The organism is Kosakonia oryzendophytica (genome assembly GCF_900094925.1).
GTDB lineage: Bacteria > Pseudomonadota > Gammaproteobacteria > Enterobacterales > Enterobacteriaceae > Kosakonia > Kosakonia oryzendophytica.
Map to the genome: position 1 here is coordinate 47,566 of NZ_FMAY01000002.1, position 24,600 is coordinate 72,165.

Below are 24,600 nucleotides of genomic sequence, written 5' to 3' on the forward strand. Positions count from 1 at the left end.
GGGATGTCCCTTTATCTTTGATGTGTTGCCGGTGTTGGCTGCGCTTTTTCGCCCGGGTCACATACTTATTCCCCGGAACGAACTATCAGCGCTATTAACGCGGTTTTTTCTTTACCAGAATGCTGTGATCGTGATGGCAGTGCTCATGATGACGGCAGGCCTCCACTTCCACACAGGCGGCGCATAAACCGTGTGCTTCAATCACGTTATGGCGCAGGGCAAAACCCATCTTCGCCGCCAGCGCGTGCATAATATCTTCCACGCCTTCCGCCTGCTCTTCTTTCACCGACCCGCAGCGATCGCAAATAAACATGGCGGACGTGTGCGTCGGTTGATCAAACAAATGGCACAGCACATAGCTGTTAGTCGACTCTACCTTATGAACAAACCCTTGCTCCAGCAGGAAATCCAGCGCGCGGTAGACGGTTGGCGGCTTAGCCTGCGGCTCGCTGACGCGTAATAAGTCGAGCAGATCGTAAGCGCTGATTGCCCCTTGCTGCAGGCTCAGTAATCGCAGCACTTCAAGACGCTGGGGAGTCAGGCGCACATTGCGCTGCGCGCACAGCTTTTCAGCCTGCACTAACATCTCTTGCGAAGTGGTCTTATCCATGGGCGCTCTCTGTTTCGGGGGAAGCAATAAACCCGTACTTTACCATGTCCGGCGCGAAACGCCGAGATCGCGTCCTGGGATCCGTTTTTCGCCGATATATCCACGAACTCATCAGCGTCTTCTATAAATAATGAGTGTCATTAATCACAAAAATCACTTCTGTCGATTATTTTTCGTTCAGAAGATTTAGCTACTTTTTCCTATGTTATTCGCAGCAATAGAGCCTTCCTGTTTAGCAAATACTAATCAGGTTTAAAAAAAACTCATTCTGACTACGAGACGCATACTGTGAAAAAAAATCTCAAATTTTCGGTGGTCGCGATAGCTGTCTCCTTCGTTGTGGCAAATCAGGCGGGAGCAGCCAATACCTGGGCGGAAGCACGTAATGATGCAATGGGGGGAACCGGTGTTGCCTCCGCAAACTATGGCAGCGGCGCCCTTATTAACCCGGCACTGCTGGCAAAAGCCAAACCGGAAGACGATATCACCGTTATTCTGCCTAGTGTGCAGGCGCAAATTACCGATAAGGACAATCTGCGCGACGAAATCGACAATATCAGTGACAAAATCGACAGCTATCGCGATGTCGTTGATAACCTCACCGCCGCGCAATTTCTCGCTAACCCTCTGGGTACCATCGGTCAATTCCAGAGTGCTGCCAAAGACCTGGCGGATGAACTGACTTTCCTGAACGGGAAAACCGCGCGGGCCAAAGCGGCGGCGGGTATTGCTGTCAGCATTCCAAACGATGTGCTCTCGGTGGCTTTTGTCACCAAAGCCTATGCGCATGCCATTGTTAGCTCGTCGGTTGATCAGCAGGATATTACCTATTTACGCAGTATTCAGAACAGTACAACGGTTGCAGCAACTGAAGCGCTAAATGCCGTTGTGTCGCCAAATGGCAGCAATGAGATCACCAAAAATCTCAACTCCACGGCATCCGGTCGTGCGGCTGTTGTATCGGATTACGGCGTTGCGGTTGCCCGGCAGTTCGAGGTGGGCGGCATCCCTTTATCTCTGGGCGTGACGCCAAAGCTCCAGAAAACCTGGGTCTGGAACTACACTACCTCTATTTATGACTATCACAGCAGTGAGTGGAGCAATAGCCGCTATCGTACCGATGACACCGGCTTTAACGTGGATGTGGGTGCGGCGGCAGATTTAGGGGAAAACATCTCTGTTGGTCTGACCGGTACAAACCTGATTTCCCGTGATATCGACACCAAAGATGTCCTGATCCGCAACGGCAGAACCGGGCAGACGGTCAATTATAAAGACACTTACCAGATTAGCCCGGTGGTGACGGCCGGGGTGTCATGGCATAACGATCTGGTGACGTTAAGTGCCGACGGTGATTTAACCGAAACCAAAGGCTTTAAGAGCGAGAAGGACTCCCAGTATGTGGGCGTCGGCGGTGAAATTCGTCCGCTGAGTTGGCTGGCGGTTCGGGCCGGTTATCGCGCTGATGTGAAAGGCGATGACAAAAACGTCTTTACGGGTGGTGTCGGTTTCGCGCCGTTTAACCGGGTTCACGTCGATTTAATGGGGCTGGTAGGCGAAGACAAAACATGGGGTGCTGGTGCGCAACTTAGCGTGACATTCTAAGGTACAACCAGACGAAGACAAAACCGGCGGCGCGTGGCCTCCGGTTTTTTTACACGGTTATTTGTTGCTCAACGTATTAAAACTGGTCATCAGGTTACGGTAATCCGGAATATGGTTCGAAAACAGGTTACCCAGGCCTTCAATATCATTACGCCAGTCACGGTGTAACTCGCAGGCGATGCCAAACCAGGTCATCAACTGTGCGCCGGCTTTTGACATCCGATCCCAGGCCGAATGCCGCGTAATATCGTTGAATGTCCCGGATGCGTCGGTGACGACAAATACCTCAAAACCTTCTTCCAGCGCCGATAGTGCAGGAAAGGCCACACACACTTCCGTTACAACACCGGCAATGATCAACTGTTTTTTACCGGTCGCTTTTACCGCTTTAACAAAGTCTTCATTATCCCAGGCGTTGATATTGCCAGGACGAGCAATATACGGCGCATCAGGAAATTGCGCTCTTAGCTCAGGAACGAGAGGACCATTAGGGCCAGTTTCGAAGCTGGTGGTGAGAATGGTGGGAAGCTTAAAATATTTAGCGAGATCGCCTAATGCCAGAACGTTATTTTTAAATTTGTCTGGATCGATATCTCTCACTAATGACAGTAAACCCGTCTGGTGGTCAACGAGGAGAACAGCAGCGTTATTTTTATCGAGGCGAACATACGGTGTAGTCATCTTCTTTAACTCCTTTTACCCGTTACGGTGGTTAATAGCGTCAGGCTATTGACGAACATTTCCTATGCCTACCAAAAATGATAGGTGTCGATCGTGTTTTGTACAAGTTCATGCCGGTTATTGCGCTATCGGGTTGTACTGAATGCCATCGGGTTTAAGGTGTTCCATTATGCTAGAATGACGCCCCGCTATTTCAGGTGCCGTTATTTGCCTGACCTGGGCGGGCCTGATACCTCTATTTTTTAACTGCCAAAATTGCACGGTAATCCTACATGACAAAAAACCAGCAAACCCGCCTGATGCCCACCGATTCTGCTTATCACTGGCCTGGCAGGTTTAGCGTGGCGCCGATGCTCGACTGGACGGACAGGCACTGTCGTTACTTTCTGCGACTGTTGTCGCGTCAAACGCTGCTGTACACCGAGATGGTGACCACCGGTGCGATTATTCATGGTAAAGGCGATTACCTGGCGTATAGTGAAGAAGAGCACCCGGTCGCATTGCAGCTTGGCGGCAGCGATCCGGCGCAGCTTGCCCATTGTGCGAAGCTGGCTGAAGCGCGCGGCTATGATGAAATTAATCTCAATGTCGGCTGCCCGTCCGATCGCGTGCAGAACGGTCGCTTTGGTGCTTGCCTGATGGGAGAAGCGCAACTGGTTGCCGATTGCGTCAAAGCGATGCGCGATGTGGTCTCTGTTCCGGTGACGGTGAAAACGCGTATTGGTATCGACGATCAGGACAGTTACGAATTTCTCTGCGACTTTATCGGTACGGTTGCCGGTAAAGGTGAGTGCGAGTCCTTTATTATTCATGCCCGTAAAGCCTGGCTCTCCGGTTTAAGCCCGAAAGAAAACCGTGAGATCCCACCGCTGGATTACCCGCGTGTCTATCAGCTGAAGCGCGATTTCCCGCAGTTGACGATGTCGATTAATGGCGGGATTAAGTCGCTGGCGGAGGCCAAAGCTCATCTGGAACATATGGATGGCGTGATGGTGGGCCGCGAAGCCTACCAGAACCCGGGGATTCTGGCGTCGGTTGATCGGGAAATTTTTGGCGCGGAGGTCGGCGATGCCGATCCGGTGGCGGTTGTTCGCGCGATGTATCCCTACATAGAGCGTGAACTCAGCCAGGGGGCTTACCTGGGGCACATCACCCGCCACATGCTGGGCCTGTTCCAGGGGATCCCTGGGGCGCGCCAGTGGCGCCGCTACCTGAGTGAGAATGCTCACAAGGCCGGCGCAGATGTTGAGGTTGTTGAGAAAGCGCTCAGTCTTGTTGCTCAGGCGCGTTAAAAGTTCACTAAAACCTGGTCAAATTCACTAAAACCTGCACACCAGTGCAGGTTTTTTTATTGCTGAATCAGTAAGTTAAGGTTGGCATATTTCTTGTAATAGAAGAATGAGTTACCTGGTTTGTGGAGAGCGCTATGTTGGAACTACTGTTTATTATCGGCTTCTTTATTATGTTGTTGGTGACCGGCGTGTCGCTGCTGGGTATTGTGGCGGCGCTGGTTGTGGCAACCGCAGTGATGTTTTTAGGCGGGCTTTTTGCTTTGATGATCAAACTGTTGCCCTGGCTATTGTTGGCTGTTGCCGTGGTCTGGATCATTCGCGCTATCAAAGAACCGAAGCTCCCACGTTATCAACGCAATAACCGTTGGCGTTACTAAAGTATTGAGTGGTGCGTCACAACCCTGAAACATTTAGTGGCGCATTGCTTAGAACCGCATAGGATTTGCTTATCAAATCTGTCACTATCGCGACGTTAACGAATTCATCGCGCTGTACCCTACAATGCAGCCGAACTAAAAAAAGAAAGGGCTTCCTGCGGGAAGCCCTAATTCTTTCCGGCGATGAACTCAAGGGATCAATAAGCTTGAGCCCTGGGTTGCACGGCTTTCCAGCACCGCATGTGCGCGCTGTGCATCCTTTAAAGCAAATTTCTGGCTCTCTGCCACATCCACTTTAATGACGCCGCTGGCAATCAATGAGAACAACTCATTGCTGGCTTCCTGCAACTCTTCCCGCGTGGTGATGTAGCCATTAAGGGAAGGGCGCGTGGCATAGAGCGAACCTTTCTGGTTGAGAATACCGAGGTTCACGCCGGTAACCGGACCGGAGGAGTTACCAAAGCTGACCATCAGGCCACGGCGACGCAGGCAATCGAGCGAGATCTCCCAGGTATCTTTCCCGACCGAGTCATACACCACGCCCACCTTTTTGCCGCCGGTAAGTTCTTTCACGCGTTCGACCACATTCTCTTCGCTGTAGTTGATCACCTGCCAGGCACCGGCCTGCAATGCACGCTGCGCCTTTTGCGCTGACCCCACGGTGCCAATCAGTTTCGCGCCGAGCGCTTTCGCCCATTGGCAGGCAATAAGCCCAACGCCGCCCGCCGCCGCGTGAAACAGGAATACCTCGTCGGGTTTGATCTCCCAGGTTTTGCGCAGTAGGTAGAAGACCGTCAATCCCTTCAGGTAAGCGGCTGCGGCTTGTTCGAAAGAGATGGCATTCGGCAGGATCGCCGCTTTATCGGCAGGGACATTGTGTACCGAGCTGTAAGCGCCCAGCCCTGATTGCGCGTAGACCACGCGATCGCCCACCTTAATGTGCGTCACGCCGCTGCCCACTTTGCTGACGACGCCGGCTGCTTCGGTGCCCAGCCCGCTCGGCAAAGACGGCGGCGGGTAAAGTCCGCTGCGGATATAGGTATCAATGTAGTTGATACCTATGGCTTTGTTTTCCACCTGGATTTCGTTTTCCGCTGGTGCTGTGGGGGTAAACTCCACGGCTTTCAGCACGTCAGGGCCGCCATGCTTGTGAAATTCTATTCGTGTCGCCATGCTTCCTCCTGAACTCTGTGATAATCTTTCGAACCATTCATTACCTTGGTAGCTCCATTCACTATGGCAGGAAATAAACCCTTCAACAAACAGACTGAATCCCGCGACGTACAGCTTGAGGGGATGAAAGTGCCTCCGCATTCCATTGAAGCGGAGCAGTCAGTGTTGGGCGGTTTAATGCTGGATAACGAACGCTGGGATGACGTCGCCGAGCGTGTTGTCGCGGATGATTTTTACACGCGTCCGCACCGCCATATTTTCACCGAAATGCACCGCCTGCAGGAGATGGGCAAACCCATTGACCTGATTACGTTGGCGGAATCGCTGGAGCGTCAGGGGCAACTGGAGATCGTTGGTGGTTTCGCTTACCTGGCGGAACTGTCCAAAAATACGCCAAGTGCGGCGAACATCAGCGCCTATGCGGATATCGTGCGTGAACGGGCCGTGGTCCGTGAGATGATCTCGGTGGCGAATGAAATCGCCAATGCCGGTTTCGATCCGCAGGGGCGCACCAGTGAAGATTTGCTCGATCTGGCGGAGTCGCGGGTCTTCAAAATTGCAGAAAGCCGCGCGAATAAAGACGAAGGCCCGAAGAATATCGCCGATGTTCTTGAAGCGACCGTCTCGCGTATCGAGCAGCTTTTCCAGCAACCCCATGATGGCGTAACCGGGGTCAATACCGGCTATGACGACCTCAATAAGAAAACGGCGGGTTTGCAGCCGTCAGATTTGATTATCGTCGCGGCGCGTCCGTCGATGGGTAAAACGACATTTGCAATGAACCTCGTCGAAAATGCGGCAATGTTGCAGGATAAACCAGTGCTTATTTTCAGCCTGGAGATGCCATCTGAGCAGATTATGATGCGTTCCCTGGCGTCATTGTCGCGGGTTGATCAGACACGCATTCGTACCGGTCAGCTCGACGATGAGGACTGGGCGCGTATCTCCGGCACCATGGGTATCCTGCTGGAAAAACGCAATATCTATATTGATGACTCCTCCGGTCTGACCCCGACGGAAGTCCGTTCCCGTGCCCGACGTATCGCCCGCGAACATGGCGGCATCGGGCTTATCATGATTGACTACCTTCAGTTGATGCGCGTGCCGTCGTTGTCCGACAACCGTACGCTGGAAATCGCCGAAATCTCCCGCTCACTGAAAGCGCTGGCCAAAGAGTTGCAGGTACCGGTGGTGGCGCTGTCGCAGCTTAACCGCTCTCTGGAACAACGTGCCGATAAACGTCCGGTTAACTCCGACCTGCGTGAGTCCGGCTCCATTGAGCAGGATGCGGACTTGATCATGTTTATCTATCGTGATGAGGTTTATCACGAAAACAGTGACTTAAAAGGCATTGCGGAAATCATTATTGGTAAACAGCGTAACGGCCCTATCGGGACGGTGCGCCTGACATTTAACGGGCAGTGGTCGCGCTTTGATAACTATGCGGGGCCTCAATATGATGACGAATAAATTTCCGTCATCCTTCGTGCCGCAGGTGCGTTGACGGAGCCCGCTCACCCGGTCACTTAGTTTACTAAGCTCCCGGCGATCCCCGGGTTTATCTCCCTCCTGCGACACGAATGATTCAGGAAATTCTTTTAGTAAGGAATTGAAATGCAAGCGGCAACCGTAGTAGTGAACCGCCGCGCTCTGCGACACAATCTGCAACGCCTGCGCGAACTGGCCCCCGCCAGTCGACTGGTTGCAGTCGTGAAAGCGAACGCCTATGGACACGGTCTTCTTGAGACCGCGCGAACGCTCCCTGATGCCGACGCTTTTGGCGTCGCCCGTCTCGAAGAAGCCCTGCTCCTGCGTGCAGGCGGCATAACGCAACCGATCCTGCTGCTGGAAGGTTTTTTCAATGCCGAAGCGTTGCCGCTGGTCGCTGAACATCAGCTACAGACCGTCGTCCACAGCGAGGAACAGCTTAAGGCGCTGGAAACGACCCCTCTGAACGCGCCAGTCACCGTGTGGATGAAACTCGATACCGGCATGCACCGTCTTGGGGTGCACCCCAATGAAGCGGAGGCCTTTTATGCCCGCTTGTCGCAGTGTAAAAACGTCCGCCAGCCAGTGAACGTCGCCAGCCATTTTGCCCGTGCCGATGAGCCGGAGTGCGGCGCGACGGAACGCCAGCTCGATATTTTCACCACCTTTACCGACGGTAAGCCAGGCCTGCGCACGATTGCTGCCTCCGGCGGCACGTTGCTTTGGCCGCAATCGCACTTCGACTGGGTACGTCCGGGCATTATTCTGTATGGCGTATCGCCGCTGGAAGACAAACCCTGGGGTGCAGATTTCGGTTTTCAGCCCGCTATGACCCTGACTTCACAGCTTATTGCTGTGCGCGAACATAAAGCAGGTGATGCTGTAGGGTATGGTGGCACCTGGCAGAGCGAACGCGACACCCGCCTGGGCGTGGTCGCGATGGGTTACGGCGATGGCTATCCTCGTGCTGCGCCTTCCGGTACGCCGGTGCTGGTTAACGGGCGTGAAGTGCCGATTGTGGGGCGGGTAGCGATGGACATGATTTGCGTCGACCTGGGGCCGGAAGCAGAAGATCGCGCCGGTGATAGGGTCGTGTTATGGGGCGCAGGGTTACCCGTTGAACGCATCGCTAAAATAACGAAGGTAAGTGCTTACGAACTTATTACGCGCCTGACCGCCAGGGCGACCCTGACCTACATCGACTAAAAAGGATTGTCCTTTGTCTCCAATGGAAATCGCCGCCTGCCTGGCCTATGCCCTCTCTGTATGGCTTGCCGCGCGCAATAACATGCACACCTGGTGGACAGGGATTATTGGCTGTGTGCTGTATGGCTGGGTGTTTTACTCGGTGCAGTTGTATGCGGATGTCACCCTGCAAGTGTTCTTTATCGCCAGCAGTATTGCCGGGTGGGTCAACTGGTTAAAAGGGAATCATGGCAGTGAACTGGCGGTGCGCAAAACGCCGATCGGTCGGCTGTTGCCCATGCTGGCTGGCGCGCTGCTGGTGGCGGGCGGTTATGCGTGGTTGCTGCACCGTTTTACCAACGCGTGGTCGCCGTGGCTGGATTCCGCCATCATGGTGTTCAGCGTGCTTGCGCAGTTCATGCTGATGGGGCGCAGGCTCGAGAGCTGGTATTTCTGGCTACTGGTCAACACCATTGCCGTACCGCTTTATGCGGCGCGCGATCTCTGGCTGACCGCCGGGTTGTATCTCGTTTTTTGGTGTAACGCATGGCACGGTCTGTACCAGTGGCGCAAGGCGCTGGTCGCGCGATGACACGTTTCGCCAGTGGACTGGTGGTGGGGAAGTTCGCCCCGCTGCATTGTGGTCATGAGCGGCTGATCAATGCCGCGCTGGCCCAGTGTGACCGCGTCTGGCTGATTAGCTATTCGCAACCGGAAATGCCGGGTTGTGAGCCAGAAAAACGCGAACGCTGGCTGCGGGAGCGGTTTCCGCAATGTGAAATCGTTGTTCTGACCCCGGAGCGCGTTGCAAGCTGGGGGCTCGGTGCGTTGCCGCATAACGATGCTCCCGGTGACCAGCATCGGCATTATATGGCCGACCTCTGTTTGCAGGTTCTGAACTGCTGCCCACAAGCGGTCTTCACCGCTGAAGATTACGGCGACGGCTTTGCCCGCGTGCTCTGTGAACGTTTTGCTCAGCCTGTGGTGCATGTACGCTTACAGCGTGAGCAGGGCGCACAGGCACCTTCCGGCACGCTGATCCGGAGCGATGTCCACCGTTGGCGGCAGATGCTCTCGCCCAGTGTCTATCGGGATTTTGTTCAACGCATTTGCCTGCTGGGAGGTGAATCCACCGGTAAAAGCACTCTGAGCGCAGCCCTGGCGCAGGCGCTGGAGACGGTTTACGTGGCGGAATATGGCCGGGAGCGCTGGGAAGAAAAGGGCGGTGAACTGGCGTACGATGATTTGCTGATTATTGCGCAGACACAGGTAAGGCGTGAAGACGCGGCGCTAGCGGCCCGTTGGCTGGTATGCGATACCTCGCCACTCACGACGTTGTTCTATACGCTGGAGATGTTCGGCAAGGCGCCGGATGAGCTATACACACTGGCAGAGCGGCACTATCACTGGGTGGTGCTGTGTGAAGATGATTTTCCTTTTGTGCAGGACGGCACGCGGCAGGATGAAACGTTCCGCCAGCGTCAGCAGGCATGGTACGTTGACCAATTGACACAGCGCGGCATCCCTTTTCTTCGCGTGCGGGGTTCGGTAAACCAGCGCGTGGCACAAATCCTTACGGCTCTTCGCGGCTAACACGCTTATTTTTCGCCACTATCATTGCTGCTCTCGACCTTCCCTGACTTCCGGTTTATTGTGTGAGTTCATGCCTACTGTAAACCTGGAGAATACACGCGTGTTTCAGAAAGTTGACGCCTACGCTGGCGACCCGATCCTCTCTCTTATGGAGCGGTTTAAAGACGATCCGCGTAGCGACAAAGTTAACCTCAGTATCGGGCTCTATTACAACGAAGACGGCATCATTCCACGCTTGCAGGCTGTCGCCGAAGCAGAAGCGCGCCTCAATGCGCAGCCGCACGGCGCGTCTCTGTACCTGCCGATGGAAGGGTTGAACAGTTACCGTATGGCGATTGCGCCGCTGCTGTTTGGCGCGGACCATCCCGTGCTGGAACAAAAACGTGTTGCGACAGTACAGACGTTGGGCGGTTCCGGTGCGCTGAAAGTGGGTGCAGATTTTCTGAAACGTTACTTCCCCGACTCGGGCGTATGGGTGAGCGATCCGACCTGGGAAAACCACGTTGCCATTTTTGAAGGTGCCGGTTTTGTAGTAAGTACTTACCCCTGGTACGACAATGAGACCAATGGCGTGCGTTTCTCTGCTTTCCTGGAAAAACTGAATACGCTGCCGGCACAAAGTATCGTTCTGCTCCATCCTTGCTGCCATAACCCGACCGGCGCGGATTTAACCAACGCGCAATGGGATGACGTGGTTGAGGTTGTAAAAGCACGCAATCTGATCCCCTTCCTTGATATCGCGTATCAGGGCTTTGGCGCAGGCATGGAAGAAGATGCCTACGCGATTCGCGCAATGGCCCGTGCCGGGTTGCCAGTGTTAGTCAGCAACTCCTTCTCCAAGATTTTCTCCCTGTATGGCGAGCGTGTCGGTGGCCTCTCCATTGTGTGTGAAGACGCAGCTGCCGCCGATCGCGTACTCGGTCAGTTAAAAGCCACCGTTCGCCGTAACTACTCCAGCCCGCCGAATTTTGGTGCGCAGTTGGTAGCGACCGTGCTGGGCGATGCGGGGTTGAAAGCCTCATGGCTGGCGGAAGTGGAAACGATGCGCACCCGCATTCTGGCAATGCGCCAGGAACTGGTAAAGGTTCTGAAAGAGGCGGTACCGGGCGGTAATTTTGATTATCTGATCAAGCAACGCGGCATGTTCAGCTATACCGGTCTGAGCGCACAGCAGGTAGAAAGATTGCGTGAAGAGTTCGGTATTTACCTGGTGGCCAGCGGGCGTATTTGTGTTGCCGGTCTGAATAGTCGCAATGTGCATCGTGTCGCGCAGGCTTTTGCATCAGTGATGTAAGTACTTGCTCACATTTTCATCCTGATCCCCTGCTTTTCAGCAGGGGGTTATTCCCCCGTATTCTCTTATTCTATGGCTAATCCGCAGAAAATCCTTTGTTTCACCTGCCGCTGGGGTTATGGTCGGGTAGACTTTTGACCGTTCGCACCATTTATAAAACATAACGAGCTGATAATTTAGGGATAAATATGCGAAAGTTCACACTTGCCCTTGGCGCTGCCTGTCTGTGGTTTACGCTGGGAGGCGCTGCGGTTTATGCCTCCGCCCCCACACCCTCTTCTGATGGCACCAATGTGGCCAAACTGGCGGAACAGGCACCCATTCATTGGGTTTCCGTCGCACAAATTGAACGTTCGCTGGTTGAACGCCCACCGATGGCGGTAGGGTTTGATATTGATGATACCGTGCTCTTTTCCAGCCCTGGTTTCTGGCGCGGGAAGAAAACCTGGTCGCCAGACAGCGAAGCGTATCTGCATAACCCGGCATTCTGGGAAAAGATGAATAACGGATGGGATGAGTTCAGTATTCCCAAAGAGGTGGCGCGGCAGCTTATCGCCATGCATGTGAAGCGCGGCGACAGCATCTGGTTCATCACCGGACGCAGCCAGACAAAAACCGAAACCGTCAGCAAAACCCTGCAGGACGATTTTCTGATCCCGGCGGCGAATATGAATCCGGTGATTTTCGCCGGTGACCAGCCCGGGCAAAATAGCAAAACGCAGTGGCTGAAGGCGAAGCAGATCCGCATCTTCTATGGTGACTCAGATAGCGACATCACGGCCGCTCGCGAAAGCGAAGCACGGCCGATCCGCGTATTACGTGCCTCCAACTCAACATATCGCCCGCTACCGCAGGCGGGAGCAATGGGTGAAGAGGTGATCGTCGATTCCGAATATTAGCCGGGGTTTACCTTTCGGCGCTATGCTGCACACTTAAGCAACATCATCTTTTCGGCTAAGGAGCAGTGAATGTGGTATCAACAAACTATTACGCTTGGCGCAAAGGCGCGCGGGTTTCACCTGGTCACGGAGGAAGTGCTCGGGCAAATCCGCGATCTTTCCCGTGTGCGGATCGGTTTGTTGCATCTATTGCTTCAGCATACTTCGGCCTCTCTCACGCTGAATGAAAACTGCGACCCGACTGTGCGTTACGACATGGAACAGCACTTTCTGGACAGTGTGCCGGATAACGCCCCCTATAAGCATGATTATGAAGGGCCGGATGATATGCCATCGCATATCAAGTCTTCTCTGCTTGGCGTATCACTATTACTGCCTGTGCAAAACGGGCGGGTACAGTTAGGTACCTGGCAGGGGATCTGGCTGGGGGAGCACCGCATTCACGGCGGCGCGCGGAACATTATCGCCACGCTACAAGGGGAGTAGCGCCGTTCTCCCGGTAATTACTGCTTCTATCGTCAGGATTTGTAACGATCGCCGTTTTTTTCATCAATACACTACGCTTAAATAAGTCAACCGGGCCGATCGGACGATCCATCGCAACACGACGAGGAGAATCAACGTGACAATTTCGGAGTTACTGCAATATTGCATGGCGAAGGCGGGCGCTGAACAGAGCGTACATAGCGACTGGAAGGCAACGCAAATCAAGGTCGCCGATGTGCTGTTTGCGATGGTGAAGGAAGTTGAGGGTCGCCCTGCGGCGTCGCTAAAAACCAGTCCGGAACTGGCGGAACTGTTGCGTGAACAGCATCAGGATGTACGCCCCAGCCGCCACCTGAATAAAGCGCACTGGAGCACGGTGTATCTGGATGGTTCGTTACCGGACTCGCAGATTTACTATCTGGTGGATGCGTCCTACCAACAGGCGATGGAACGGGTGCCGGAACAGGTCCGGCACCAGCTGTCAGTGTGACGATTTCAGCATCGGCTTAAGAAACCGCGCCGTGTGTGAGGCTTCGCATTCGGCAACGGTTTCCGGTGTGCCGGAGACGAGGATTTCGCCGCCACCGCTGCCGCCTTCCGGGCCGAGATCGACTATCCAGTCCGCAGTTTTAATCACGTCCAGGTTATGCTCAATGACCACAATGGTATTGCCCTGATCGCGCAATTGGTGCAGCACGTCCAGTAACTGCTGGATATCGGCGAAATGCAGGCCGGTAGTGGGTTCGTCGAGAATATAGAGCGTCTGCCCGGTTCCGCGTTTTGACAGCTCACGCGCCAGTTTCACACGCTGGGCTTCGCCGCCGGAGAGCGTGGTCGCTGACTGACCAAGACGGATATAGGTCAGCCCAACATCCATCAGCGTTTGCAGCTTACGCGCCAGCGCGGGCACGGCATCAAAGAACTCACGTGCTTCTTCGATGGTCATATCCAACACTTCATGGATAGTTTTGCCCTTGTATTTGATCTCCAGCGTTTCGCGGTTGTAGCGTTTGCCTTTGCACTGGTCGCACGGCACGTAAATATCCGGCAGGAAGTGCATCTCTACTTTGATCACCCCGTCACCCTGACAAGCTTCACAGCGGCCGCCGCGCACGTTAAAACTGAAGCGCCCTGGCGTATAGCCGCGCGAGCGGGATTCTGGCACGCCGGCAAACAGTTCACGCACCGGCGTGAATACGCCGGTATAGGTCGCCGGGTTGGAACGCGGCGTACGGCCTATCGGACTTTGGTCAATATCGATCACTTTATCGAAATGCTCCAGCCCGTGGATATCGCGGTATGGCGCTGGCTCGGCAATCGTCGCACCGTTTAGCTGGCGCTGCGCGATGGGGAACAGTGTATCGTTGATCAGTGTGGATTTACCCGAACCGGACACGCCGGTAATACAGGTAAAGAGACCGACCGGCAGCGTCAGCGTCACGTCTTTCAGGTTGTTGCCGCGTGCGCCGGTGAGTTTCAGTACTTTACTCGGATCGGCCGGAACACGCCGTTTCGGGATATCAATTTTGCGTTTGCCGCTCATGTATTGCCCGGTCAGCGACTCCGGCACTGCCATAATCGCGTCCAGCGTGCCTTCCGCCACAACCTGACCGCCATGTACACCCGCGCCCGGCCCAATATCGATCACATGATCCGCTGCGCGAATGGCGTCTTCGTCATGTTCGACGACAATCACCGTGTTACCCAGATTACGCAGATGGATTAATGTGCCAAGCAGGCGCTCGTTATCGCGCTGGTGCAGACCGATTGAGGGTTCATCCAGCACATACATCACACCTACCAGACCTGCGCCAATCTGGCTTGCGAGACGGATACGCTGTGCTTCGCCGCCGGAGAGTGTTTCAGCAGAGCGTGACAGCGTCAGGTAGTTCAGTCCGACGTTAACAAGGAATTTCAGGCGGTCGCCGATCTCTTTCAGCACTTTTTCGGCAATTTTTGCCCGCTGACCAGAGAGTTTCAGGTTGTTGAAGAAGTCCATCGCATGACCGATGCTCATATCCGAGATGGTCGGCAGCGGCGTGTTTTCAACGAAGACATGGCGCGCTTCGCGGCGCAGACGGGTGCCCTCGCAGGCGGCGCATGGACGGTTGCTGATAAACTTCGCCAGTTCCTCGCGCACCGCGCTGGATTCCGTCTCTTTATAGCGGCGCTCCATATTATGCAGCACGCCTTCAAACGGATGACGGCGCACCGAGGTGTCACCGCGATCGTTCATGTATTTGAACTCAATCGATTCTTTACCCGAACCGGAGAGGATCACTTTCTGCACGCTGGCGCTCAGGCTTTCCCATGGCGCTTCAACGTCGAATTTATAGTGTTCCGCCAGTGACTTCAGCATCTGGAAATAGTAAAAATTGCGGCGATCCCAGCCGCGGATTGCACCGCCAGCCAGCGACAGTTCCGGGTTCTGAATCACGCGGTCCGGGTCGAAATATTGCTGCACGCCCAGACCGTCACAGGTCGGGCAAGCCCCGGCCGGGTTGTTGAAGGAAAACAGGCGCGGTTCCAGCTCGCGCATGCTGTAGCCGCAAATGGGGCAAGCGAAGTTGGCGGAGAACAACAGCTCCTCGGCGTTGGCATCGTCCATATCGGCAACCACCGCCGTGCCACCGGAAAGCTCCAGTGCGGTTTCAAACGATTCCGCCAGGCGCTGGGCCAGATCGCTGCGGACTTTAAAACGGTCAATCACCACTTCAATGGTGTGTTTCTTTTGCAGCTCCAGTTTCGGCGGATCGGAGAGGTCGCAGACTTCGCCATCAATACGCGCCCGGATATAGCCCTGGCTGGCGAGGTTTTCCAGCGTTTTGGTGTGTTCGCCTTTACGCTCTTTTATCACCGGAGCCAGCAGCATCAGGCGTTTGCCTTCCGGTTGCGACAGCACGTTATCGACCATCTGGCTGACGGTTTGCGCCGCCAGCGGCACATCGTGATCCGGGCAGCGCGGTTCGCCTACACGCGCGAAGAGCAGACGCAGATAATCGTGAATTTCAGTGATGGTCCCGACGGTGGAGCGCGGGTTATGCGAGGTCGATTTTTGTTCGATGGAAATAGCCGGCGACAGCCCTTCAATATGGTCGACGTCCGGTTTTTCCATCAACGACAGAAACTGGCGGGCGTAGGCGGAAAGCGATTCAACATAGCGGCGCTGCCCCTCCGCGTAAAGCGTGTCGAAAGCCAGTGAGGACTTGCCAGACCCCGACAGCCCGGTGACAACGATCAGTTTGTCGCGAGGGATGACGAGGTTGATGTTTTTGAGATTGTGGGTGCGGGCGCCCCGAACTTCTATCTTATCCAATCCATTCACCTTTTACCCGGAGGAACGCTATTTTGCCTGGTATGTTTGAAGGACAACCGGCGGTCAGAAACGGCTAATTATGACACAATTTAACCTGAATGAATATACAGTATTTGCATGCATCCTGGCAGCGAATATGTAAAAATGCGCTGCCGCGAGAGATCTCTGGAACCTGCTTCGCAGCTATCAATAAGCCATATGGAAATGGTACACTCGCGCGTTTACACTACTAAGAAACGTTTTCAGGAGACACGATCATGGCCAGCAGAGGCGTAAACAAGGTGATTCTCGTCGGTAATCTGGGCCAGGACCCGGAAGTACGCTATATGCCGAGTGGTGGCGCAGTGGCCAACATTACGCTGGCTACTTCCGAATCCTGGCGTGATAAGCAGACCGGCGAAATGAAAGAGCAGACCGAATGGCACCGCGTTGTGCTGTTTGGCAAGCTGGCAGAAGTCGCTGGTGAATACCTGCGTAAAGGCTCTCAGGTTTATATCGAAGGCCAACTGCGTACCCGCAAATGGACCGATCAATCCGGTCAGGAAAAATACACGACTGAAGTCGTTGTGAACGTTGGCGGCACCATGCAAATGCTGGGCGGACGTCAGGGTGGCGGCGCACCGGCAGGCGGCGGCCAGCAGCAGGGCGGTTGGGGCCAGCCTCAGCAACCGCAGGGCGGCAACCAGTTCAGCGGCGGCGCGCAGTCCCGCCCGCAACAGCAGTCTGCTCCGGCACCGTCTAACGAACCGCCGATGGACTTCGACGACGACATCCCGTTCTGATTTTTCTTCATCAGAAAACAAAAAACCCCGCAATGCGGGGTTTTTTATTGTTCAGCGGCTGAACATTACTTCGACACATCCGCACCGAAGTATTTCTGAGAAATACGTTCGTAGGTGCCGTCGGCCTTGATCTCTTCCAGCGCTTTATCAATCGCGGCTTTCAGTTCCGGATTGTTTTTACGGATCAACACGCCAGATTTTTCAGCATTGTCTTCGGTGGCCACGATTTTCACCGGCGCAGACGGTTTGTGTTTTTTGAAGTCCAGGTAAGAGAGGTTATCATTGATGGTCGCATCGGCACGGCCCTGCACCACCAGATCGATAGACTGGTTAAAGCCATCGGTCGGCACAATTTCCGCGCCATATTTACGGGCGATCTGTGCGTAGTTACTGGTCAGTGAATGGGCGGATTTCTTGCCTTTCAGATCGTCAAAGCTCTTGATGCTGCTGTTTTTGTCATTCACGATCAGCACCGCTTTAGAGGCGATGTACGGCTCAGAGAAGTCATATTTTTTCTGGCGCGCTTCAGTAATGCCGACCTGGTTAATGACCGCGTCGTAGCGATTTGCATCAATACCGGCGATCAGACCATCCCATTTACCTTCAACAAACTGCGCTTTCACTTTCAGGCGCTTGGCCACTTCCTGGCCGATTTCAACGTCAAAGCCTTCCAGCGTGCCGGACGCGTTATGGAACGTGAACGGAGGATAGGTGCCTTCGGTACCAATTTTCAGAACCCCGGCGGACTGGATTTTTGCCAGGTCGTCCTGCGCCAGCGCCGCGTGGGCGAAACCAAGCTGCATAACCCCTGCAATAACGAGTGTTGCGAGTGCTTTCATCTAAATCTACCCCAAGTGATTGTTATTGGTTCGCCCCGATCTCCGGGAGCGCAGTGCTTAAAGAGGCGATAAATTCCGCAGTACGCGGTTTTTTCGCGTGTGAAAAGAGGTCGTTGGCGGTACCGGATTCCACAATTTCCCCGGCTTCAAGAAACACCACCTGACTGGCGATATTGGCCGCCAGGCGCAGGTCGTGCGTCGCCATGATCATTGTTGTGCCTTCCTGCGCCAGCTGGCGCAGGACCGCCACCACCTCGCCGGAAAGTTCCGGGTCGAGCGCAGACGTGGGTTCATCACAGAGCAACACCGCCGGTGACGGCGCAAGCGCACGGGCAATGGCCACACGCTGCTGCTGCCCGCCGGATAACGTATTCGGCAGAGCGTCACGTTTGTGCAGCATGCCTACTTTCGTCAGCAACGCTTCACCACGCTGACGCGCACGGTCGCGATCCCATTTGTGCACGGTGATCAGCCCTTCGGTGATATTTTCCAGAACCGTCATATGCGGAAACAGTGCGAAGTTCTGGAACACCATCCCCGTCTGACGGCTGATGCGGCGAATATCCTGGCCTTTAATGCGCGCGTCCGGCGAAAAGGTGATGCTCTCTTTGCCAATGGTTAGCGCCCCGGCCTGAGGGATCTCCAGTAAGTTAATACAACGCAATAACGTACTTTTGCCGCTGCCGGACGGGCCAATCAGCGTGGTTACCGTGCCTTCTTCAATGGTTAAATTGATATTTTTCAGGACACGATGACCATCAAAACTCTTATCAAGGTTGGAGAGCGTTATCATTGACGGCTCCTTTAGGTGTCGTGCCCGCTAATTTCTGTTCAAGTTTGTTCTGCAAATGCGATAACACGGAACTGAAGAACAAATAAATGACGGCCGCCTCGCTATACAGAATCAGCGGTTCATAAGTCACAGCCGCAATTTGCTGCGCGGACAGGAACATTTCCGGCACTGTGATCACCGACGCCAGCGAAGTGTCTTTCACCAGCGAAATAAAGGTATTGGAAAGCGGCGGCACCGCAATGCGTGCGGCCTGCGGCAGGATAATACGGCGTAATGACTGCGCCCAGGTCATGCTGATGGCATGGGCGGCTTCCCACTGCGACTTCGGTACGGCCAACAGCGTAGCGCGGATCACTTCGGAGGTATAAGCCCCGATGTTAACGGTGAAACCAATCACCGCGGCCGGGAAGGCATCGATCGTAATGCCCGCGCTGGGCAGTGCGTAGAAGATCAAAAACAGCTGCACCAGCAAAGGCGTACCGCGGATCAACCAGACATAAAACCGGACCACCGGTTTCAAAAATCCCGGCCCGTACAGGCGCAATAATGCAATCACAAACCCCAGGGTCAGGCCGAGAACAAACGAGCTGAGGGTGAGGGGAATAGTGAATTTCAGACCTGCGGAAAGCATGGGCCAGAATGAATCAATTGCTAAGGGTAACCATGTTGGCACTGCGCACCTTCCGGACAGAGCGTGTTGCCAGAAAAATGCTGGCAGAATGTGAATATATATTAGCCCAGTTAATAATTCTGGCACCGTATTAGAGCGGATTATATGCCTTGAACCGAACGCGAAAACAAATATATCCGAATAACGTTATGCAGAAATGAGCTAAGCAATGCTTTTTTGATACATAGGCGCTTTTACGCTGCTTCCACTCTCGCTTCCGTTGCACCTTTTACCTCTTTTTTCCCCTTTATCTGCACCAAAATGACGCCCATGCACAGTGCGTAATTTTTGATCAACCCATCTCTATCCCCATTTTTTCAGTGAGTTACAGGCTGGCATTTTTCTTGCAGTTCCATTTAGTGAAACTGAAGTCCCATTTTATGAGACCTTGCCATGTCCATTTTAGAAACGACAGCCAGCATTCTTAAATTGATGGTGGATCTGCAACGCGGCATCCGCATCAGCGATGTAATTACCCATCTTGGGATGCCAAAAAGCACGGCTTCCCGTGTGATGAGCCAGCTTGAGTCCTATGGCTATCTCGAAAAAGACGACGGGCAGGGCACTTTTCTGCCCGGTCCGTTGCTGATGTCGGCATCCTATCTGGTGAGTCGCCACATAACCCTCAGCGACCATGTTGACGCTGCGCTGCGCAGCCTGTGTGAACGCACCGGTTACACCGGCTATATCTCCATGCTGGATAACCAGGAAATCCTCGTATTGCGAGTGATTCATGGTCGCCAGGCGCTACCGGTGGTGACCTGGCCGGGTTCTCGTTCCCCTGCATGGGGAACATCGACCGGCCGGGCGCTGCTGGCGCGCTTCACGGATACGCAACTGCACGACTTTTTTGCCAGCCCGCTGGTGGTCTCGCAGCTCAGCGGTACGCCGCACGATGTCAGCATGCTGGTGGCGGCGGTTGCCCGCGCCCGGGATGCAGGTTACGCAACGGCAGTGAACGAATCGGTCGCCGATACGGCTTCCGTCAGTTGTGCCGTTGGCGACCCGGCCACCCACGAAGCCGTGGCGTTCTGCCTCTCTTTTCCCCAACAGCTTGCCACCCCTGAAGAGTTGCAACGGATAGCGACATTACTGAAAGAGACTGCCCTCACCATTGCCGGAAAAACCGGCGACACGCAGGTGATCGGTCCGCTTTGATTTTTTTCCTTTTGCCAATGCCAGGAGAATAACCGTGAGTCAAATCGCCCCTTCCGAAACGTTGCCAGCGCACAGCGAGAGCCATCCGCGTGCTTTTGCGCCTGCCACGTTGTTGCTGTTGTTGGTATTAAGTATCTTCGGCGCCGTGATTGGCGTGCAGTTACTGACGACCCTTGGTGTGACGCCGAATACCGCCATCATCGGCGCGATGGCGGCCATGATCATTGCCCGTATTCCATTACAGTGCTTTGCCCGTTTCCGCTCCATCCATATTCAAAACCTGGCGCAAAGCGCGACCTCCGCCGCCACATTTGGCGCCGCGAACTCCTTGCTTCTGCCTATCTCTATTCCCTGGCTGTTTGGCCATAACGAAATGGTGATGCCGATGTTTATCGGTGTGGCGCTGGCCATGCTGCTGGACGGTTGGCTGCTGTACCGTTTGTTTAATACCCGTATCTTTCCGGCAGAAGGGGCATGGCCACCGGGTATTGCGGCGGCGGAATCCATTAAAGCCGGTGATCAGGGCGGTAAACAGGCGGCATTGCTCGGTACAGGTATTGTGATTGGTGCGATTGGCTCGTGGTTCAAGTTTCCGATGGCGGCGCTGGGTACGGCGTTTATCGGCAATATTTGGGCGCTTGGCATGCTGGGTGTCGGTTTCTTATTGCGTGGTTACTCCGCACCGCTGTTCGGCATTGATATCAATAAACTCTATATTCCCCATGGCGTTATGGCGGGCGCAGGCGTTGTGGCGTTGTTCCAGATTATCCGCTTGATCCGCCAGAGCAACCGCGACAAAGCGGAGCGACATCAGGATGATGAAGCGCTGTCGTCGGCGCAGAATGCACAAATTGGCCAAACCATTCGTTTTGGCGCACTCGGTTTTATGGCCATTTCCGTGCTCATTGCGCTGGGCAGTGGTTTATATGCCCATCTTTCTTTGCCGTGGCTGGTGGCGTTTATGGTCTATGCCGCGTTTGCTGCTTTCCTGCACGAAATGATCGTCGGTCTCGCCGCGATGCACTCCGGCTGGTTCCCGGCGTTTGCCGTCGCATTAATCACTCTGCTTATCGGTATTTTGATGGGCTTCCCACCGGAAGCGCTGGCGATGCTGTGCGGTTTTTCCGCCGCCACCGGCCCGGCGTTTGCTGATATGGGGTATGACCTGAAAGCGGGTTGGATCCTGCGCGGTAAAGGCGAGCACACCCGTTTTGAACTGGAAGGACGTCGCCAGCAGTTGCTTGCCGCAATGCTGGCCTTTGTGGTGGCAATGCCCGTGGTGTTGTTTATTTTCCGCGACTATTTCGCGCAGGGACTGGTGCCGCCGGTGGCGAAAGTCTATGTCGCGGCGATCAACGCCGGGGTGTCACTGGATATTGCGAAATCACTGCTGATCTGGGCGATCCCTGGGGCCATTATTCAGCTGATAGGCGGTCCTGGTCGTCAGATGGGAGTGCTGCTGGCTACGGGTCTGTTAATCAACAACCCACTGGCGGGCTGGGCGGTACTGATCGGGATTGCTATTCGCGCCATCGTTTTGCGTGCGGGTGGCGAAGCGATGCGTAACAAAATCGAGGTGTTGGCGGCGGGATTGATCGCCGGTGATGCCTTATTCAGTTTCTTTAATTCCGTCCTGCCGGGTGGCAAAAAGTAATCACGCAACATCAGAGAAAATAGTATGAGCTTACAACAAACATTACAGGTCTTTGCGTTACTCGACAGCGCATACGCCAGCGGCGATAAGGTGAAAGCCCTACTGGCCGAATACCGCAATATCGCGGTGAGTGTGAAAGCGGTCAGTGGCCCGAAAGGCAGCACCGACTTCGTTAAAATCGTGATTCCGGGTACACAAGGGAAACGCAGCGGCGGTACGGCACCAACGCTGGGGATTGTCGGGCGTTTAGGAGGGATTGGCGCACGTCCGGGGCGCATTGGCCTGGTGTCCGATGCTGACGGCGCAGTGGCTGCCGTCGCCAGTGCGTTGAAGCTGGCGGAAATGCAGCGTCAGGGCGATAGCCTGCCGGGCGATGTCATTGTCACGACACATATCTGCCCGGATGCACCGACGCGCCCGCATGAGCCGGTCGATTTTATGGACTCGCCGGTGGAAACCGAAGACATGAACGAGCAGGAAGTCTCGGATGAAATGGATGCCGTGCTCTCTATCGACACCACCAAAGGCAACCGCATCATCAACCATAAAGGTTTTGCCATTTCGCCAACGGTAAAACAGGGCTATATCCTGCGTGTGTCAGACGATCTGCTGCGGGTGATGGAGATGACCACCGGGCAATTGCCTGTCACTTTCCCGATCACCACCCAGGACATTACCCCCTATGGCAACGGTGTTTACCATCTCAACAGCATTCTGCAACCGTCGATTGCTACCGCTGCGCCTGTGGTCGGTGTGGCGATCACGGCGGTGAGCGCAGTGCCGGGCTGCGGCACCGGCGCGAGCCATGAAACGGATATTGCGCTGGCGTGCAAATTTGCGGTTGAAGTGGCCAAAGAGTTTACCCGCGGCACCTGCCAGTTCTTCGATAGCGCAGAGTACCAGCGCCTGCTCGACCTGTATGGTTCGCTGGCGCATTTGCAAAAACGTCAGCCTGGGGTGTGAGATGGCTATTCGCACAATGGGCACCTTGACCATTGGTCAGGCGCCGCGCAGCGATATCACACCGATACTTGATGCCGCCTTGCCTTCCCATGTGAGGTGTCTGCATGCCGGTGTGCTTGATGGGCTGGATGACGCTACCATCGCGGCGCGTTTTTCGCCGCAAGCGGGCGACGCCCTCCTGACGTCACGCCTGCTGGACGGGCGCGCCGTGGTGATGGGCAAACCCGCTGTTGGTGCCGCGTTGCAGCAAAAGATCGTCGATCTGGAAGCACAAGGCTGCGAGATGATCGCTATTCTCTGTACCGGTGAGTTTCACGGCCTGCACAGCCAAAAAGCCTGGTTGATCGAGCCGGATCGGATCCTGCCGCCAGCGTTGAACGCGCTGGTTGGGGAGCGCCGGGCCGGGATCCTCGTGCCGCTCGAATCACAAATCACCAGTGAGCTGGAGAAATGGCGCGGTGTGCACCAGCCCCCCGTATTTGCTATCGCTTCGCCCTATACTGCCAGCGAAGAAGAGGTGGCAAAGGCCGCCCGTTCGCTTGAAGCACAGGGCGCGGAAGTGATCCTGACTGATTGTATGGGCTATACCGGTTGGCATCAGGCGATTTGTGCGCGCCATACTGCGCTGCCGGTGGTGTTGTCCAATAAATTGTTGGCCGATCTGCTGCGTAACCTGCTGTAGCGGTAAAAGGAGACTGTGATGGATTTACTGTTGTTGAGTAACTCGGTGCTGCCGGGTTCCGGATATCTGGAATATGCCCTCCCACTGCTGAAAACGCAGTTTGGCGGGCGTCGTAAGGTGGTGTTTATCCCCTTTGCTGGCGTAACACAAAGCTGGGATGCCTATACCGATAAGGTGCGGCTTGCGCTGGCGGAACTGGATCTGTCGATCACGGGTGTGCATACCGTTGATGACGCGCCTGCGGCCATTGCCGCAGCAGACGTTGTGATGGTCGGTGGCGGCAATACGTTTCATTTGCTGAAACAGTGCCGTGAACGCGGGCTACTCGACCCGATCCGCCAGGCGGTGAAGAACGGGGCGTTGTATGTTGGCTGGAGCGCCGGGGCAAATCTGGCCTGTCCGACGATACGCACCACTAACGATATGCCGATTATCGACCCGGGCGGACTGGATGCGCTGAACCTGGTGCCATTGCAGATCAACCCGCATTTTACAAATGCGTTGCCTGCCGGGCATCAGGGAGAGACGCGTGAGCAGCGTATCCGCGAACTGCTGGTGGTTGCACCGGAACTGAACGTGATCGGTCTACCGGAAGGGGGATGGATCACCGTGCAGAACGGCCATGCGCAGTTGGGTGGCGACAGGCCAGCGTTATTGTTTAAGGCCAATGAAGAGGCGATTACACTGGCTGCGGGTTACCGCTTTTTCTGAGGGATACACCCTGGTGGGGATCATTCGGGTATTAACCCATGGCGATGCGCATTTCATTGAGGAGCATGGACGTCTGATTCCGCTGGAGTATGTAGGGTATTGCATCGATCAGCCGCAACATTGACGAGCAGTGCGGCGAGCCTGTTTGCCAGCCAACGGGGTTAATACAGCTGGCCCGGAAACGGGCCAGCTGTGCTGTAATGCGTTTATTCTTTGCATTTAACAGCCTTCTTTTTACCCCATCAAAAATAATCCCAGCAATAAATTTATTTTTCCCGATATGGATTGAAGGCCGAAAAAATATATCATGCGTTGGTGTTCTGTTGGCTGAATCGAATAACCAGACAAC

Annotated in this window: 23 protein-coding genes and 1 pseudogene; 17 read left to right on the forward strand and 7 right to left on the reverse strand. The window is 54.8% G+C overall.

Translation table 11 applies throughout. The features are described 5' to 3' along the window. Window positions 1-94: 94 nt before the first annotated feature. Window positions 95-610, reverse strand: coding sequence for a zinc uptake transcriptional repressor Zur (gene zur, locus GA0061071_RS03395; protein WP_061498835.1), 516 nt, complete (start codon window positions 608-610; stop codon window positions 95-97). Window positions 611-898: 288 nt separating this feature from the next. Here zur and GA0061071_RS03400 point away from each other — a divergent pair, with 288 nt between their 5' ends. Then, window positions 899-2,215, forward strand: a complete 1,317-nt coding sequence (locus tag GA0061071_RS03400) for a conjugal transfer protein TraF (RefSeq protein ID WP_088237226.1) — start codon at window positions 899-901, stop codon at window positions 2,213-2,215. 57 nt (window positions 2,216-2,272) lie between these two features. On the opposite strand, the gene ycaC is transcribed toward GA0061071_RS03400, so the two are convergent. Beyond that, window positions 2,273-2,896, reverse strand: a complete 624-nt coding sequence (gene ycaC, locus GA0061071_RS03405; protein WP_061498830.1) for an isochorismate family cysteine hydrolase YcaC — start codon at window positions 2,894-2,896, stop codon at window positions 2,273-2,275. 255 nt (window positions 2,897-3,151) lie between these two features. Between ycaC and dusA the strand changes: the two are divergent. Continuing rightward, a pseudogene (dusA, locus tag GA0061071_RS03410) lies at window positions 3,152-4,188 on the forward strand (tRNA dihydrouridine(20/20a) synthase DusA). A 134-nt stretch (window positions 4,189-4,322) separates the two neighbouring features. Then, window positions 4,323-4,565 (forward strand): envelope stress response protein PspG, encoded by a 243-nt coding sequence (gene pspG / locus GA0061071_RS03415; protein WP_061498824.1) that lies wholly within the window; start codon window positions 4,323-4,325, stop codon window positions 4,563-4,565. A gap of 189 nt (window positions 4,566-4,754) precedes the next feature. On the opposite strand, the gene GA0061071_RS03420 is transcribed toward pspG, so the two are convergent. Continuing rightward, window positions 4,755-5,738: a quinone oxidoreductase gene (locus GA0061071_RS03420; RefSeq protein WP_088237228.1), complete on the reverse strand. Its 984-nt coding sequence runs from the start codon at window positions 5,736-5,738 to the stop codon at window positions 4,755-4,757. A 63-nt stretch (window positions 5,739-5,801) separates the two neighbouring features. Here GA0061071_RS03420 and dnaB point away from each other — a divergent pair, with 63 nt between their 5' ends. From dnaB to GA0061071_RS03460, 8 genes are all read left to right on the forward strand, one after another. Further along, entirely contained in the window at window positions 5,802-7,208 is a 1,407-nt protein-coding gene (gene dnaB / locus GA0061071_RS03425) for a replicative DNA helicase (protein WP_061498819.1), read from the forward strand. 144 nt (window positions 7,209-7,352) lie between these two features. Then, window positions 7,353-8,432: an alanine racemase gene (alr, locus tag GA0061071_RS03430; RefSeq protein ID WP_088237229.1), complete on the forward strand. Its 1,080-nt coding sequence runs from the start codon at window positions 7,353-7,355 to the stop codon at window positions 8,430-8,432. Window positions 8,433-8,445: 13 nt separating this feature from the next. After that, window positions 8,446-9,003: a nicotinamide riboside transporter PnuC gene (pnuC, locus tag GA0061071_RS03435; RefSeq protein WP_170933831.1), complete on the forward strand. Its 558-nt coding sequence runs from the start codon at window positions 8,446-8,448 to the stop codon at window positions 9,001-9,003. Then, window positions 9,000-10,004 (forward strand): AAA family ATPase, encoded by a 1,005-nt coding sequence (locus tag GA0061071_RS03440; protein WP_088237230.1) that lies wholly within the window; start codon window positions 9,000-9,002, stop codon window positions 10,002-10,004. Before pnuC ends, GA0061071_RS03440 begins: the two co-directional genes overlap by 4 nt. A 100-nt stretch (window positions 10,005-10,104) precedes the next feature. Then, window positions 10,105-11,298: an aromatic amino acid transaminase gene (gene tyrB, locus GA0061071_RS03445; protein ID WP_061498809.1), complete on the forward strand. Its 1,194-nt coding sequence runs from the start codon at window positions 10,105-10,107 to the stop codon at window positions 11,296-11,298. Window positions 11,299-11,486: 188 nt separating this feature from the next. Continuing rightward, entirely contained in the window at window positions 11,487-12,197 is a 711-nt protein-coding gene (aphA, locus tag GA0061071_RS03450; RefSeq protein WP_061498806.1) for an acid phosphatase AphA, read from the forward strand. A 69-nt stretch (window positions 12,198-12,266) separates the two neighbouring features. Next, window positions 12,267-12,683: a secondary thiamine-phosphate synthase enzyme YjbQ gene (locus GA0061071_RS03455; protein WP_061498803.1), complete on the forward strand. Its 417-nt coding sequence runs from the start codon at window positions 12,267-12,269 to the stop codon at window positions 12,681-12,683. Window positions 12,684-12,819: 136 nt separating this feature from the next. Then, the gene (locus GA0061071_RS03460) at window positions 12,820-13,173 is read left to right on the forward strand and encodes an MmcQ/YjbR family DNA-binding protein (RefSeq protein ID WP_088237231.1); all 354 of its coding nucleotides are present in this window, start codon (window positions 12,820-12,822) and stop codon (window positions 13,171-13,173) included. Here GA0061071_RS03460 and uvrA read toward each other — a convergent pair. Then, window positions 13,165-15,999, reverse strand: a complete 2,835-nt coding sequence (gene uvrA / locus GA0061071_RS03465; RefSeq protein ID WP_061498797.1) for an excinuclease ABC subunit UvrA — start codon at window positions 15,997-15,999, stop codon at window positions 13,165-13,167. The genes GA0061071_RS03460 and uvrA overlap by 9 nt on opposite strands. Window positions 16,000-16,256: 257 nt before the next feature. Here uvrA and ssb1 point away from each other — a divergent pair, with 257 nt between their 5' ends. After that, a complete protein-coding gene (gene ssb1 / locus GA0061071_RS03470) occupies window positions 16,257-16,781 on the forward strand; it encodes a single-stranded DNA-binding protein SSB1 (protein WP_061498794.1) in 525 nt (174 codons plus the stop codon). 65 nt (window positions 16,782-16,846) lie between these two features. Here the strand turns inward: ssb1 and GA0061071_RS03475 are convergent, their stop codons facing one another. The 3 genes from GA0061071_RS03475 to GA0061071_RS03485 are packed head-to-tail and all read right to left on the reverse strand — an operon-like array spanning window position 16,847 to window position 19,086. After that, window positions 16,847-17,620 carry an amino acid ABC transporter substrate-binding protein gene (locus GA0061071_RS03475; RefSeq protein ID WP_061498791.1) on the reverse strand — a complete coding sequence of 258 codons (774 nt, stop codon included), beginning with the start codon at window positions 17,618-17,620 and terminating at the stop codon, window positions 16,847-16,849. Window positions 17,621-17,642: 22 nt separating this feature from the next. Continuing rightward, complete coding sequence (locus GA0061071_RS03480; RefSeq protein WP_061498788.1) at window positions 17,643-18,413, reverse strand: amino acid ABC transporter ATP-binding protein; 771 nt, start codon at window positions 18,411-18,413, stop codon at window positions 17,643-17,645. Beyond that, window positions 18,391-19,086, reverse strand: a complete 696-nt coding sequence (locus GA0061071_RS03485; protein WP_071890636.1) for an amino acid ABC transporter permease — start codon at window positions 19,084-19,086, stop codon at window positions 18,391-18,393. The genes GA0061071_RS03480 and GA0061071_RS03485 overlap by 23 nt, the downstream gene beginning before the upstream one ends. 390 nt (window positions 19,087-19,476) lie before the next feature. Between GA0061071_RS03485 and GA0061071_RS03490 the strand changes: the two genes are divergently transcribed. The 5 genes from GA0061071_RS03490 to pepE all read left to right on the forward strand — a co-directional run bounded on the left by GA0061071_RS03490 (window position 19,477) and on the right by pepE (window position 24,251). Further along, window positions 19,477-20,241, forward strand: coding sequence for an IclR family transcriptional regulator (locus GA0061071_RS03490; protein WP_088237232.1), 765 nt, complete (start codon window positions 19,477-19,479; stop codon window positions 20,239-20,241). A gap of 61 nt (window positions 20,242-20,302) precedes the next feature. Beyond that, a complete protein-coding gene (locus tag GA0061071_RS03495; protein WP_088237422.1) occupies window positions 20,303-21,895 on the forward strand; it encodes an OPT/YSL family transporter in 1,593 nt (530 codons plus the stop codon). Between the two features lie 24 nt (window positions 21,896-21,919). After that, entirely contained in the window at window positions 21,920-22,858 is a 939-nt protein-coding gene (locus tag GA0061071_RS03500; RefSeq protein WP_061498779.1) for a DUF1177 domain-containing protein, read from the forward strand. 1 nt (window position 22,859) lies between these two features. Next, window positions 22,860-23,540, forward strand: coding sequence for an AroM family protein (locus tag GA0061071_RS03505; RefSeq protein ID WP_088237233.1), 681 nt, complete (start codon window positions 22,860-22,862; stop codon window positions 23,538-23,540). An 18-nt stretch (window positions 23,541-23,558) separates the two neighbouring features. Further along, complete coding sequence (gene pepE, locus GA0061071_RS03510; RefSeq protein WP_061498774.1) at window positions 23,559-24,251, forward strand: dipeptidase PepE; 693 nt, start codon at window positions 23,559-23,561, stop codon at window positions 24,249-24,251. The last annotated feature ends 349 nt before the right edge of the window (window positions 24,252-24,600 follow it).

Coding starts and splice junctions, on each gene's coding strand:
- zur (WP_061498835.1), bottom strand. CDS start 610: ATGGATAAGACCACTTCGCAAGAGATGTTAGTGCAGGCTGAAAAGCTG.
- ycaC (WP_061498830.1), bottom strand. CDS start 2,896: ATGACTACACCGTATGTTCGCCTCGATAAAAATAACGCTGCTGTTCTC.
- pspG (WP_061498824.1), top strand. CDS start 4,323: ATGTTGGAACTACTGTTTATTATCGGCTTCTTTATTATGTTGTTGGTG.
- GA0061071_RS03420 (WP_088237228.1), bottom strand. CDS start 5,738: ATGGCGACACGAATAGAATTTCACAAGCATGGCGGCCCTGACGTGCTG.
- dnaB (WP_061498819.1), top strand. CDS start 5,802: ATGGCAGGAAATAAACCCTTCAACAAACAGACTGAATCCCGCGACGTA.
- alr (WP_088237229.1), top strand. CDS start 7,353: ATGCAAGCGGCAACCGTAGTAGTGAACCGCCGCGCTCTGCGACACAAT.
- GA0061071_RS03440 (WP_088237230.1), top strand. CDS start 9,000: ATGACACGTTTCGCCAGTGGACTGGTGGTGGGGAAGTTCGCCCCGCTG.
- aphA (WP_061498806.1), top strand. CDS start 11,487: ATGCGAAAGTTCACACTTGCCCTTGGCGCTGCCTGTCTGTGGTTTACG.
- GA0061071_RS03455 (WP_061498803.1), top strand. CDS start 12,267: ATGTGGTATCAACAAACTATTACGCTTGGCGCAAAGGCGCGCGGGTTT.
- ssb1 (WP_061498794.1), top strand. CDS start 16,257: ATGGCCAGCAGAGGCGTAAACAAGGTGATTCTCGTCGGTAATCTGGGC.
- GA0061071_RS03475 (WP_061498791.1), bottom strand. CDS start 17,620: ATGAAAGCACTCGCAACACTCGTTATTGCAGGGGTTATGCAGCTTGGT.
- GA0061071_RS03480 (WP_061498788.1), bottom strand. CDS start 18,413: ATGATAACGCTCTCCAACCTTGATAAGAGTTTTGATGGTCATCGTGTC.
- GA0061071_RS03490 (WP_088237232.1), top strand. CDS start 19,477: ATGTCCATTTTAGAAACGACAGCCAGCATTCTTAAATTGATGGTGGAT.
- GA0061071_RS03500 (WP_061498779.1), top strand. CDS start 21,920: ATGAGCTTACAACAAACATTACAGGTCTTTGCGTTACTCGACAGCGCA.
- GA0061071_RS03505 (WP_088237233.1), top strand. CDS start 22,860: ATGGCTATTCGCACAATGGGCACCTTGACCATTGGTCAGGCGCCGCGC.
- pepE (WP_061498774.1), top strand. CDS start 23,559: ATGGATTTACTGTTGTTGAGTAACTCGGTGCTGCCGGGTTCCGGATAT.